The 11,370-nt window shown below is 72.0% G+C and carries 10 protein-coding genes and 1 pseudogene; 4 read left to right on the top strand and 7 right to left on the bottom strand.

Annotated features, from left to right (window positions below):
• Positions 1–87: 87 nt before the first annotated feature.
• The 3 genes from ACWD3D_RS25500 to ACWD3D_RS25490 form a co-directional block, all read right to left on the bottom strand.
• The gene (locus ACWD3D_RS25500) at positions 88–711 is read right to left on the bottom strand and encodes a TetR/AcrR family transcriptional regulator (RefSeq protein ID WP_451463121.1); all 624 of its coding nucleotides are present in this window, start codon (positions 709–711) and stop codon (positions 88–90) included.
• Positions 712–918: 207 nt separating this feature from the next.
• Complete coding sequence (locus ACWD3D_RS25495) at positions 919–1,209, bottom strand: YiaA/YiaB family inner membrane protein (protein WP_328722549.1); 291 nt, start codon at positions 1,207–1,209, stop codon at positions 919–921.
• 93 nt (positions 1,210–1,302) lie between these two features.
• The gene (locus tag ACWD3D_RS25490; RefSeq protein ID WP_451463120.1) at positions 1,303–2,454 is read right to left on the bottom strand and encodes an acyl-CoA dehydrogenase family protein; all 1,152 of its coding nucleotides are present in this window, start codon (positions 2,452–2,454) and stop codon (positions 1,303–1,305) included.
• A gap of 454 nt (positions 2,455–2,908) precedes the next feature.
• Here ACWD3D_RS25490 and ACWD3D_RS25485 point away from each other — a divergent pair, with 454 nt between their 5' ends.
• From ACWD3D_RS25485 to ACWD3D_RS25470, 4 genes are all read left to right on the top strand, one after another.
• The gene (locus tag ACWD3D_RS25485) at positions 2,909–3,571 is read left to right on the top strand and encodes a TetR/AcrR family transcriptional regulator (protein WP_451463119.1); all 663 of its coding nucleotides are present in this window, start codon (positions 2,909–2,911) and stop codon (positions 3,569–3,571) included.
• A gap of 71 nt (positions 3,572–3,642) precedes the next feature.
• On the top strand, positions 3,643–4,626 hold the full coding sequence (locus tag ACWD3D_RS25480) for a DMT family transporter (protein ID WP_451463118.1): 984 nt from the start codon (positions 3,643–3,645) through the stop codon (positions 4,624–4,626).
• Positions 4,592–5,632, top strand: coding sequence for a polyphosphate kinase 2 (gene ppk2 / locus ACWD3D_RS25475; RefSeq protein ID WP_451463117.1), 1,041 nt, complete (start codon positions 4,592–4,594; stop codon positions 5,630–5,632). The genes ACWD3D_RS25480 and ppk2 overlap by 35 nt, the downstream gene beginning before the upstream one ends.
• Before the next feature lie 163 nt (positions 5,633–5,795).
• Positions 5,796–7,442 carry an alkaline phosphatase D family protein gene (locus ACWD3D_RS25470; protein ID WP_451463116.1) on the top strand — a complete coding sequence of 549 codons (1,647 nt, stop codon included), beginning with the start codon at positions 5,796–5,798 and terminating at the stop codon, positions 7,440–7,442.
• Between the two features lie 76 nt (positions 7,443–7,518).
• Here ACWD3D_RS25470 and ACWD3D_RS25465 read toward each other — a convergent pair whose 3' ends face one another.
• The 4 genes and pseudogenes from ACWD3D_RS25465 to ACWD3D_RS25450 all read right to left on the bottom strand — a co-directional run.
• The gene (locus ACWD3D_RS25465) at positions 7,519–8,598 is read right to left on the bottom strand and encodes a Zn-dependent alcohol dehydrogenase (protein ID WP_451463115.1); all 1,080 of its coding nucleotides are present in this window, start codon (positions 8,596–8,598) and stop codon (positions 7,519–7,521) included.
• 114 nt (positions 8,599–8,712) lie between these two features.
• Positions 8,713–10,107: an aldehyde dehydrogenase family protein gene (locus ACWD3D_RS25460; RefSeq protein ID WP_451463114.1), complete on the bottom strand. Its 1,395-nt coding sequence runs from the start codon at positions 10,105–10,107 to the stop codon at positions 8,713–8,715.
• Between the two features lie 314 nt (positions 10,108–10,421).
• Positions 10,422–11,207, bottom strand: a complete 786-nt coding sequence (locus ACWD3D_RS25455) for an ABC transporter permease (RefSeq protein WP_451463113.1) — start codon at positions 11,205–11,207, stop codon at positions 10,422–10,424.
• Positions 11,204–11,370 (bottom strand): annotated as a pseudogene (locus tag ACWD3D_RS25450) (ABC transporter); the annotation flags it as partial. The pseudogene ACWD3D_RS25450 and the gene ACWD3D_RS25455, both read right to left, overlap by 4 nt.

The raw sequence follows: 11,370 nt of genomic DNA, 5'->3' as shown, positions 1-11,370 counted from the left end.
GTGGGTATACCCATCCTCATGCCCGCCGTCAACCACCGACGCCGACGACACCCGTCGCGACCGTGCTACTTCGAGGCGCCGACCGCGCTACTTCGGGGCGCCGACCATGCGCAGCACCAGGTCCACGTAGAGCGCGCCGACCTCCTCGGGCGTGCGGCTGCCCTGCGCGTTGAACCAGCGCGAGACGTCGATGCAGAGGGAGAGCACGGCCAGCGCGGTGCCGGGCACGTCGGGGACGTCGAACTCCCCCGTGTCCACGCCGTCCTTGATGATCCGCCGCATCACCGCGTCGGTGCGCCGCCGCAGTTCGATGATCTCGGCGCGGTGTTCGTCGCTCAGCGCGTCGAGTTCGTACTGCACCACCCGCGCCGTGGCGAAGCGCTCGGCGTGCCAGTGGACGAAGGCCCGTACGGCCGTGGCGAGCCGGTCCGCGGCGGTGCCCTCGGCGTCCACCGCCGCGTCCAGCAGGGAGAGCGCGCGGTCGTGGCCGATACGGCTGATCCGGTGGAGCAGCTCTTCCTTCGTCTTGTAGTGGATGTAGAGAGCCGCCGGGCTCATGCCGGCCCGGCCGGCGATGTCACGGGTGGTCGTCGCGTGGTAGCCGCGCTCGGCGAAGGCTTCGACCGCCGCCACGAGGAGCCGCCGGGCCGCCTCGGGGGTCACTTCGCCCCACGGCGTCTCCTGGCCGTCGGTCTCCTCCGCCGTACCCATCGTCACGCGCCCCTCTCCGTCCGCCGGACGAACACCATACCGCGACCCTGAGCAAGCGCTTAGGATCTCGCCCGCAGGATAGCGCCGCCCGCACGAAAGGGGGAGGTGGGAAGCGATGAAACGATTGCGCCCCCGAGATCGCCGGGGTTACCGGGGACGTCGGGGGCGGCGAGGAGGGCGGACGGGACGTGGGGCCCGTACCGGGGCTCAGAGCTTCTGGAAGGGGTCGTGCTCGGCGAGGATCTTCTCCAGCCGCGCCTGGTCGACGCGGCTGACGATCCTGCCCTCCTCCTGACGGTCACGGATGACCTTGGCGAGGGTGAAGCACGAGGTGACGAGGTAGAGGACGCCGATGGCGAGGAAGGCCCGCACCCAGGCGTCCGCGTCGAGGAAGAAGATCCCGAGGGCCACCGCGCCCATCGCCACCCCGAAGGAGGCGACGGCCTGGCCGTAGTAGGCGCCGGTGTTCTGCTGCTTGACGGATGTCGTGTCGCTCATCCCCCGAGCTTCCGCCCCTGGGCCGGGGCGTCACATCCGTGCCGGTACTCACTGCCGTACTCAGGCCGGCCCGGGGAGGCCGGAGGGCGGCGTTCAGAAGGCGGAGACCCCGGTCAGCGCACGGCCGATGATCAGCTTCTGGATCTGGCTGGTGCCCTCGTAGAGGGTCATCACCCGGGCGTCGCGGACCAGCTTGCCCACCGGGTACTCGTCGATGTAGCCGTACCCGCCGAACACCTGGAGGGCGTTGTTGGCGGCGCGGACCGCCGCTTCCGAGGCGAAGAGCTTGGCCTGGGAGGCGGCGGTGGCGAAGGGCTCGCCCCGGTCGACCAGGTCGGCGACCCGCCAGGTGAGGAGGCGGGCGGCGTCCACGTCCACGGCGATGTCGCTGATGAGTTCCTGGACCAGTTGGTAGCTCGCGATGGGCTTGCCGAACTGCTGCCGCTCGCCCGCGTAACCGACCGCCGCGTCCAGGGCCGCCTGCGCGATCCCCACGCATCCGGCGGCCACCGACATGCGCCCCTTGGCCAGGGCGGACATCGCGATCGAGAACCCCTTGCCCTCGGGGCCCATCAGCGCGGACGCGGGGACCCTGACCCCCTCCAGGACCAGTTCGGCGGTGGCCTGGCCGCGCAGACCGAGCTTGCCGTGGACGGTGTTGCGGGTGAGGCCCGGAGTGTCGGTGGGCACCAGGAAGGCGGAGACGCCCTTGTGGCCCGGGGTGTCGCCGGTACGGGCGAAGAGCAGCACCACGTCGGCCCAGGTGCCGTTGGTGATGAACATCTTGGTGCCGTCGATGACGTAGTCGTCGCCGTCGCGTACGGCCCTCGCCGCGAGGTTCCCCGCGTCCGAACCCGTGCCGGGCTCGGTGAGCCCGAAGCAGCCGATCAGCTCCCCGGCGGTGAGGCCGGGCAGCCAGCGGCGCTTCTGCGCCTCGTCGCCCCAGGCGGCGATGGTCTTGGCGACCAGCCCGAGGGAGACGGAGACGATGCCGCGCACCGAGGAGTCGCCGCGTCCCAGCTCCTCGGTGACCAGGCAGTACGCGAGGTGGTCGCCGCCGGAGCCGCCGTACTCCTCCGGCACGGTGAGCCCGAGGAACCCCAGGGCGCCCAACTTCTTCACGATCGACTTATCGACATTCTCGGCACGGTCCCAGGCGGCGGCGTGCGGGGCGACCTCACGGGTCACGAAGTCCCTGGCCAGCCGGCGGACCGCTTCCTGTTCCTCGCTGAGCTCCAGGTTCATCGCGCTTCGCTCCTCCGCGTCGGGCACCGCCCCCACCGGACCACCGGTCCGCCGGGGCGCTTTAATTAGCACTGCTAGTTTCTCGCCGCAGCCCACTATGTGCCGCACGACCGGAGGGCGCAAGCCCTTCCGGGACCCGGATGCGACAGCTTCCCCGTCTTTTTCGGCCAACCCTCGGGGCGGATCGCCTTCCCGCCCCCTGCCTGCCGCCGGTTCCGCGTACGCGCCGGAGCCCCTGCCACGGGCCGTACGGCGATCGCGGGCTGTCCCGCCGGTGCGGGAGAGGGAGTCGCGGACCGATGAACGACCACGACGACCCGGCGGTCGCACCTCCGCCCTGCTGACGGGCGTGGTCGCGACGTGCGGTGGGCGGTGCTGGACCGAGGGACGCGGGCGCCCGCAGCCGGGTCCGTCCGCCCCGGGCTTCCCGTCGGCAGGCCCTACTATGTGCCGCATGGCCCGACCTCGTACCCCACTCCTGAGCAGAGAACGGATCGTCGAGGCGGCGGGCGCGCTCGTGGACGCGGAGGGCCTCGGCGCCCTCTCCACCCGGCGGCTCGCCGCCGGGCTGGGGGTCAGCGGGCCGTCGCTGTACAACCACTTCCGGAACAAGGACGAGATCCTCGACGCGGTCGCCGACGCGGTGTCCGCCCAAGTCGATCTGTCGATGTTCGGCGCGGACGACCCGCGCGACTGGCGCCGCTCCCTGCACGACTGGGCCGTCTCCTACCGTGCCGCGCTCTCCGCGCATCCGAACATCGTGCCGGTCCTGGCGCAGGGCCCCGGTCGCCGGCCCGCCGGCCTGCGGGTGGCCGACGCGGTGTTCGGCGCGATGGTGGACGCGGGCTGGCCGCGCGCCCAGGCCACGCACATCGGGGCGCTGATGCGGTACTTCGTCACCGGCTCCGCACTGGGGTCCTTCGCGCGGGGATTCGTGGACGACGAGACGGCGTACGACCCCACCGACTACCCGCACCTCGGCCAGGCCCACCTGCTCGCCGACCGGCGCCGGCAGGTGGACGAGGGTGCCTTCGAGACGGGGCTGCGTGCCCTGCTCGACGGGCTGGAGCTCCAGTACGCGGGGCTGGACCGGCGCCCGGGGCCGACGCGACGCTGAGGGCGGCCGCGCCCGGGTCGCCCCCTGGACGACCGGTGCGGGCCGAACCCCGCACGCCGTACCTTCATCACATGACCACACCGCCCATACCCGCTGCTCCGCCCCGCTCCGGCCCCGACCGGCGGGCCGTCGCCGCCGCCTGCTTCACCGTCGTGCTGTGGGCGACCGCGTTCGTCTCCATCCGCAGCGCGGGCGACGCCTACTCCCCCGGCGCGCTCGCCCTCGGCCGGCTGCTGGCGGGTTCCGTGGTGCTCGTCGCCCTGCTGCTCGTACGCCGCGAGGGGCTGCCGGCGCGTGGCGCCTGGCCCGGCATCGTCGTCTCCGGGCTCCTCTGGTTCGGGCTCTACATGGTGGTGCTGAACTGGGGCGAGCAGGAGGTCGACGCGGGGACCGCCGCGATGGTGGTCAACATCGGGCCGATCCTGATCGCGCTGCTCGGGGCCCGGCTGCTGGGCGAGGGGCTGCCGCGCCGGCTGCTCGTGGGCATGGGGGTGTCCTTCGCGGGCGCCGTCGTCGTCGGTCTGTCCATGTCGGGCCACGGCGGTTCCTCGGTGCTCGGCGTGCTGCTCTGCTTCGTCGCCGCGATCACCTACGCGGCCGGGGTGGTCGCGCAGAAGCCGGCCCTGGAGCACGGCTCACCGCTCCAGGTCACCGCTTTCGGCTGCCTGATCGGCGCGGCGGGCTGCCTTCCCTTCACCGGGGTGCTGGTCCACGAGGCCGCCGACGCCCCGCTCTCCGCCACTCTCAACATGATCTACCTGGGCGTTTTCCCGACCGCGCTCGCCTTCACCACCTGGGCGTACGCGCTGGCACGCACCACGGCCGGGCGGATGGGTTCCACCACCTACGCGGTGCCCGCTCTGGTGGTGCTGATGTCGTGGCTGGTGCTCGACGAGGTACCTGCCGCGCTCTCCGTCCTCGGCGGGCTGCTCTGCCTGGCAGGGGTGGCGGTCTCCCGGACCCGTCCGCAGACTGGGCGGACGCGGAAGGTCGTGGCCGAGCCGGTGGAGGGAACCCCCGATGGCATCGAGCAACAGGAAACCGGACGGGTCTGACGAACACGCCCGGGCGCCCCGGCGGGGTACCGCCGGGGCGAAGCCGCTGCCGGCCGGCTCCTCGCCGAAGTCGGAGGCGGATCGTGCCGCCCGCTTCGGCGGACCGCACCTGGAGGGATTCGGGGTCCGCGACCGGGGCGACGACGACCCGGAGCTGGTCACCCCCGAAGGCCGCGCCCGGGACGCCTGGCGGGAGGACTACCCGTATCCGCAGAAGCTCGGCCGCAAGGCGTACGACAAGCACAAGCGCGCCCTCCAGATCGAGCTGATCAAGCTCCAGCACTGGGTGAAGGAGCACGACGAGCGGCTGGTGGTCATCTTCGAGGGACGGGACGCGGCGGGCAAGGGCGGCACCATCAAGCGGTTCACCGAGCACCTCAACCCGCGCGGCGCCCGGGTGGTGGCCCTGGAGAAGCCGACCGAACGCGAGTCCTCGCAGTGGTACTTCCAGCGGTACGCGGTCCATCTCCCGACGGCGGGCGAGATCGTCCTCTTCGACCGGTCCTGGTACAACCGGGCCGGGGTGGAGCGGGTGATGGGGTTCTGCACCACCCGTGAGTACCTGGAATTCATGCACCAGGCACCGGGGTTCGAGCGGATGCTGGTGCGCGACGGCATCCACATCGTGAAGTTCTGGTTCTCGGTCTCCCGCAACGAGCAGCGCAACCGGTTCATGATCCGGCAGATCGACCCGGTGCGCCGGTGGAAGCTGAGCCCGGTCGATCTGGCGTCGCTCGACAAGTGGGACGCGTACACCGAGGCCAAGGAGCTGATGCTCTTCCACACGGACACGGCCGACGCGCCCTGGACGGTGGTGAAGAGCAACGACAAGAAGCGGGCGCGGCTGGAGGCGATGCGGCACGTGCTGGACCGCTTCGACTACCCGGGCAAGGACCCGTCCGTGGTCGGCACGCCGGACCCGCTGATCGTCGGCCCGGCTTCCCGGCTCTTCGAGGAGGGCGAGATGGACGCCCGGCTGCTGGCCCCGAAGGCGCCGAAGGCCTGAGGAGCTGAGGACCTGAGGAGCTGAGGGGGCCCGATCGTGTCCGGCTTCGTGTCCGGCTCCGTGTCCGGCTCCGTGTCCGGCTCCGTGTCCGGCTTCCGACGGCTCGGCGAACTTCTGTCGTTCGTACGCCAGTTGGCCGTACTCGTCAGTAGCGTGTGCGCCCGTGACCACACAACACGCTCCCGCACCCAGCCGTCGCGCGGTCGTCAAGGCAGCCGCCGCGACCGCCGTCGCCGCCCCCGTCCTGCTCGGCGCGACCGCCGCACGGGCCGCCGACGGGCCGGTCTTCCTGCACGGCGTGGCATCCGGCGATCCACTCCCCGACGGCATCCTCCTGTGGACCCGCGTCACGCCCTCCCCTGACGCCATACCCGGCTCCGGAATCGGCGCGGACACCGAGGTCGGCTGGGAGATCGCCGAGGACAAGGCCTTCTCCCGGACCGTCGCCTCCGGTACGTCCCTCGCACGGGCCGCCTCCGACCACACCGTCAAGGCGGACGTCCGGGGACTGCGCCCGGCCACCGCCTACTGGTTCCGCTTCTCGGCCGCCGCCGGGCAGGTCCTCTCCCCCGTGGGCCGGACCCGCACCGCGCCCGCCGCCGGTGCGGCGACGCCCGGGGTGCGCTTCGGCGTGGTGTCCTGCGCCAACTGGGAGGCCGGCTTCTTCTCCCCGTACCGGCACCTCGCGGCCCGCGCCGATCTGGACGCCGTGCTGCACCTGGGCGACTACATCTACGAGTACGCGTCCGGGGGTTACGCCCACGGTGACACCGTGGTGCGCCCGCACTCGCCGCTGCACGAGATCCTGACCCTGGCCGACTACCGCGTCCGCCACGCCACGTACAAGACGGACGCCGACCTCCAGGCCCTGCACGCGGTCCACCCGGTGATCGCGATCTGGGACGACCACGAGTTCGCCAACGACGCCTGGTCCGGCGGCGCCGAGAACCACACCCCGGCGACCGAGGGGGCGTGGGCCGATCGGGTCGCGGCGGCCAAGCAGGCGTACTTCGAGTGGATGCCGGTCCGCGCCTCCACCGAGGGCACCGTCTACCGCCGGCTCTCCTTCGGCAACCTCGCCGAACTGCACCTGCTCGACCTGCGCAGCTTCCGCTCCGCGCAGGCGTCCGTGGGCAGCGGGTCGGTGGACGACCCGGAGCGCACGATCACCGGCCGGGCCCAGCTGGACTGGCTGAAGGCCGGTCTCGCCGGGTCGGCGGCCACCTGGAAGCTGGTCGGGACGTCGGTGATGATCTCCCCGGTCGCCTTCGGGTCGGTCCCCGCCGACGTGCTCGCGCCGCTCGCGAAGTTGCTGGGCCTGCCCGGCGGGGGCCTCGCCGTCAACGTCGACCAGTGGGACGGCTACACCGACGACCGCAAGGAGCTGATCGGCCACCTGCGGGACAGGTCGGTGACCAACACCGTCTTCCTGACCGGTGACATCCACATGGCGTGGGCCAACGACGTGCCCGTGAAGGCGGCGACCTACCCTCTGTCGGCCTCCGCCGCCACCGAGTTCGTGGTGACCTCGGTGACCTCGGACAACCTGGACGACATCCTGGCGGTCCCCGCGCACACGGTCTCCGAGGTCGCCGCCCTGGCGGTGAAGGCCGCCAACCGCCACGTGAAGTGGGTGGACATGGACGGGCACGGCTACGGAGTCCTCGACGTGACGGCCGAGCGCTCGCAGATGGACTACTACGCGGTCTCCGACAAGACCCGCCAGGACGCCACGGCCTCCTGGGTCCGTTCGTACCGCACGCTCAACGGCACCCAGAAGGTCGAACGGGCCGACGCCCCGGTGCGCTGACCGGGCCGCGAGAACCGCGCGTGACCCGCCGCCGGCCGCCCGTGCCCAGGGGTACGGGCGGCCGAGGAACTCGGCCTCAGAAAGTGACCAGGGCCCGGCCGCCCTTTCCGGCGACCATGTTCTCGAAGGCGGCGGGGATGCCGTCGAGCGAGATCCGCTCGGTGACCATCGACGAGACGTCGAAGCGGCCCGCGCGGATGTGCTCGGCGAGCACCGGCAGGTCGCGTTCCGGGTCACTGTTGCCGTACACGCAGCCGGTCAGGGACCGGCCCCAGTGGAAGATCTCCAGGGCGTTGAAGGTGACGTCCTGGTCCTTGCCGCCGATACCGACGACGGTGGTACGGCCGCCCCTGCGGGTGGACTCCCAGGCGGTACGGATGGTCCGGGCGAGGCCCACGCACTCCACGGCCACGTCCGCGCCCACCCCGTCGGTGAGTTTGCGGATCTCGCGCGGGGTGGTGGCGGAGGCGACGACGTAGTCGGTGGCGCCGGCCAGGCGGGCCAGCTCCTCCTTCTCCGGTGTGACGTCCACCGCGATGATCCGGGAGGCCCCGGCGATGCGCGCGGACTGGAGCACGGCGAGGCCGACCCCGCCGATCCCGAACACGGCCACGGTCTCCCCGGCGCGCACCCGGGCGCTGTGGTGGACCGCACCGTAGCCGGTGAGCACCGCGCAGCCGAGGAGGGCCGCGTCGGTGAGCGGGATGCCCGCCGGGGCGGGCAGTACGCAGTTCGCGGCGACGAGGGTCTCCTGGGCGAACGCGCCGACGTTCAGGCCGGGGTGGAGCGTGGTGCCGTCGGCGAGGCGGGCGTGGATGTTCGCGGCGCCTTTCAGCGCGTCGGCGCAGAGCCAGACCTCGCCGATCCGGCAGGGGTGACATGTGCCGCAGGAAGGTGCCCAGTTGAGTACGACTCCGTCGCCCGGGACGACGTGATCGACGCCCTCGCCGACCTCCAGGACGATGCCCGCGCCCTCGTGGCCGAGTACGCAGGGCACCGGCAGGCGCATGGTGCCGTTGCTCAGCGACAGGTCGGAGTGGCAGACCCCCGCGGCGGCCAGGCTCACCCTCACCTGGCCCGGACCGGTGTCCGGCAGCTCGATGTCGGTGATCTCCAGCGGCGCTTGGACGGCGGGCAGTACGGCGGCGCGAACCACGGACGGCTCCTCGGTTGGTGGGCCGGGCCCGGCGGGACCGGCGGCGGACTGGGTGGGCCGGACACCCCGGCCGAGCAGCGCCCGGTGGCGAACCGGGCGGCAAGCGGACGGAGTTCAGAACTGGAAAGACTTCGTCTGGAGGTATTCGGCGAGACCGTGCGGGCCGAGCTCGCGGCCGACGCCGGACTGTTTGTAGCCGCCGAAGGGGGCCAGCGGGTTGAACCGGCCGCCGTTGATGTCGACCTGCCCGGTCTCCATGCGGCGGGCGAAGGCGACGGCCCGCTCGTCGTCGGCCGCCCAGACCGCGCCGGCCAGGCCGTAGACGGTGCCGTTGGCGATACGGAGCGCGTCCTCCTCGTCCTCGTACCGGAGGATGGAGAGGACCGGGCCGAAGATCTCCTCCTGGGCGATGGTCATGTCCGGGGTGACGTCGGCGAAGACGGTGGGCCTGACGTAATAGCCCACCTCCTGCGGGGAGTCGGGGCCTCCGGCGACGAGCCGGGCACCTTCCGCGATGCCCTTCTTGATGTAACTCCGCACCCTTGCAAGCTGCTTGGCGTTGACGACAGGACCGATCCGCTCCCCGGGCACGTACTTGGCGACGGCCACAGCCGCGAGGGCCACGGCTTCCTCGTACCGCTTGGCGTCCACCAGCATCCGGGTCCACGCACTGCACGTCTGGCCGGAGTTGGACATCACGTTGGCGACGCCGACGTTGACGGCCTTGGCAAGGTCGGCACCCGGCAGGATCACGTTGGCGGACTTGCCGCCCAGCTCCAGCGCGACGCGCTTGACGGCGCCGCTCGCGGTGGCGCCGATCGACCTGCCGACGGCCGTGGAGCCGGTGAACGAGACGAGGTCCACCCCGGGGTGCTCGGCGAGCGCCTGCCCGGCGACCGGGCCGAGACCGGTGACCAGGTTGAAGACGCCGGCCGGAATCCCCGCCTCCTCGGTGGCTTCGGCGAAGATCTGCGCGGTCAGCGGAGTGTCCTCGGCGGGCTTGAGGACGACCGTGCAGCCGGCGGCCAGGGCGGGGGCCACCTTGGCGACGATCTGGTGGAGCGGGTAGTTCCAGGGGGTGATGGCCCCGACGACCCCGACCGGCTCGTGCAGCACGGTGGAGTTCCCGAGCTTCTCCTCGAAGGCGTACGTGGCGGCGAGTTCGGCGTACGAACCGGCGACGAGCACCGGCACACCCGCGTGCACGGTCTGCGAGAGCCGGAGCGGGGAGCCGAGTTCGGCGGTGATCGTCGCGGCGATCTCCTCCGCACGGGCGGCGAGGACGTCCCGCAGGGCGGCGAGCCGGGCGGCGCGCCCGGCGGGAGGGGTGGCGGCCCAGCCGGGGAACGCGGCGCGCGCGGCACGTACGGCGGCGTCCACGTCGGCGGCCGTGCCGGCGGGCACCTGGGCGATGACCTGTTCGTCCGCCGGGTTCACGACCGCGATGGTGTCGCGGCCCTCGGCGGGCCGCCATGCGCCGCCGATGTACATCCCGTCATGGGCCTTCATGGGCTGTTCCTCCCGGGCTTGCGGTGTTCGGCCGGCTTGCGGTCGTCCAGCTTCGGCCGTCCGGCTCGTGGTCGTCCGTGCGTGGCCGCCGGAACCCCAAACTAGCGCTGTTAGTTTTTGCGCGCCAGAGCCGGTACGGACAGGGGCCGGAGACGCGCGTCACGCGGGCGCCCGCCGCGTCGCGGACGAGGCCGGGAAACGCCGAGGGGCGGCGCGATCCGGCTCGTAGCCGGGTCACGCCGCCCTCGGGCGGTACGGGTGCGGGGTGCGGGACCGTTGAGGTGCGGGGGTGCGGCCCTGGTGGCCATGACGGCTTACTTCGGGTCGGCGTTGAAGGTCGAGGTCGACCAGACGTAGCCGAGTACCGAGAGGCCCAGGCACCAGGCGACGGCGATGAAACCGTTGTTGCCGATCTCGGTGCCGAGCAGGAGCCCGCGCAGGGTCTCGATGGCCGGGGTGAACGGCTGGTACTCGGCGATCGGCTGGAACCAGCCGGGCATCGTGTCGACGGGAACGAAGGCGCTGGAGAGGAGCGGCAGCAGGATCAGGGGCATCGCGTTGTTGCTGGCCGCCTCCACGGTCGGGCTGACGAGACCCATCCCGACCGCGATCCAGGTGAGCGCCAGGGCGAAGAGCACCAGCAGCCCGAAGGCCGCCAGCCACTCCAGGACGGTGGCGTCGGTCGATCGGAAGCCGATGGCCACCCCGACCGCCCCGACGAGCACCACGCTGGCGACCGACTGCAACACGCTGCCGACGACGTGCCCGATGAGGACCGATCCCCGGTGGATCGCCATGGTGCGGAAGCGGGCGATGATGCCCTCGGTCATGTCCATCGAGACGGAGACCGCGCTGCCGACCACCGTGCTCCCGATGGTCATCAACAGCAGGCCGGGGACGATGTAGGCGATGTAGTCGGAGCGGTCCCCGCCTCCGATGCCCGCACTCATGGTGTCGCCGAAGATGTAGACGAAGAGCAGCAACAGCATGATCGGCGTGAGCAGCAGGTTCAGGGTGAGCGAGGGGTAGCGCCGGGCGTGCAGCAGGTTGCGGCGCAGCATCGTGGACGAGTCGCGCACGGCGAGGGAGAGGGTGCTCATCGGAGGTCCTCCTTGGACGGGAGCGGCTGAGCCTGCTGGTCGGGCTGGTGGTCGGCCTGGTGGGGGACGCGGGTGCCGTCGGTGAGGGCGAAGAAGACGTCGTCGAGGTCGGGGGTGTGGACGGTGAGTTCGTCGGCTTCGACGCCGGCGGTGTCGAGGCGGT

The organism is Streptomyces sp. NPDC002690 (genome assembly GCF_053592415.1).
The sequence above is the reverse complement of the archived record's forward strand: the minus strand, read 5'-3'. Positions and strand labels throughout refer to the sequence as shown.

Bases quoted from the DNA above. Each gene is read 5' to 3' on its own strand.
- ACWD3D_RS25495 (WP_328722549.1), bottom strand. From the start codon at position 1,209: ATGAGCGACACGACATCCGTCAAGCAGCAGAACACCGGCGCCTACTAC.
- ACWD3D_RS25485 (WP_451463119.1), top strand. From the start codon at position 2,909: ATGGCCCGACCTCGTACCCCACTCCTGAGCAGAGAACGGATCGTCGAG.
- ACWD3D_RS25480 (WP_451463118.1), top strand. From the start codon at position 3,643: ATGACCACACCGCCCATACCCGCTGCTCCGCCCCGCTCCGGCCCCGAC.
- ACWD3D_RS25500 (WP_451463121.1), bottom strand. From the start codon at position 711: ATGGGTACGGCGGAGGAGACCGACGGCCAGGAGACGCCGTGGGGCGAA.
- ACWD3D_RS25490 (WP_451463120.1), bottom strand. From the start codon at position 2,454: ATGAACCTGGAGCTCAGCGAGGAACAGGAAGCGGTCCGCCGGCTGGCC.
- ACWD3D_RS25460 (WP_451463114.1), bottom strand. From the start codon at position 10,107: ATGAAGGCCCATGACGGGATGTACATCGGCGGCGCATGGCGGCCCGCC.
- ACWD3D_RS25455 (WP_451463113.1), bottom strand. From the start codon at position 11,207: ATGAGCACCCTCTCCCTCGCCGTGCGCGACTCGTCCACGATGCTGCGC.
- ppk2 (WP_451463117.1), top strand. From the start codon at position 4,592: ATGGCATCGAGCAACAGGAAACCGGACGGGTCTGACGAACACGCCCGG.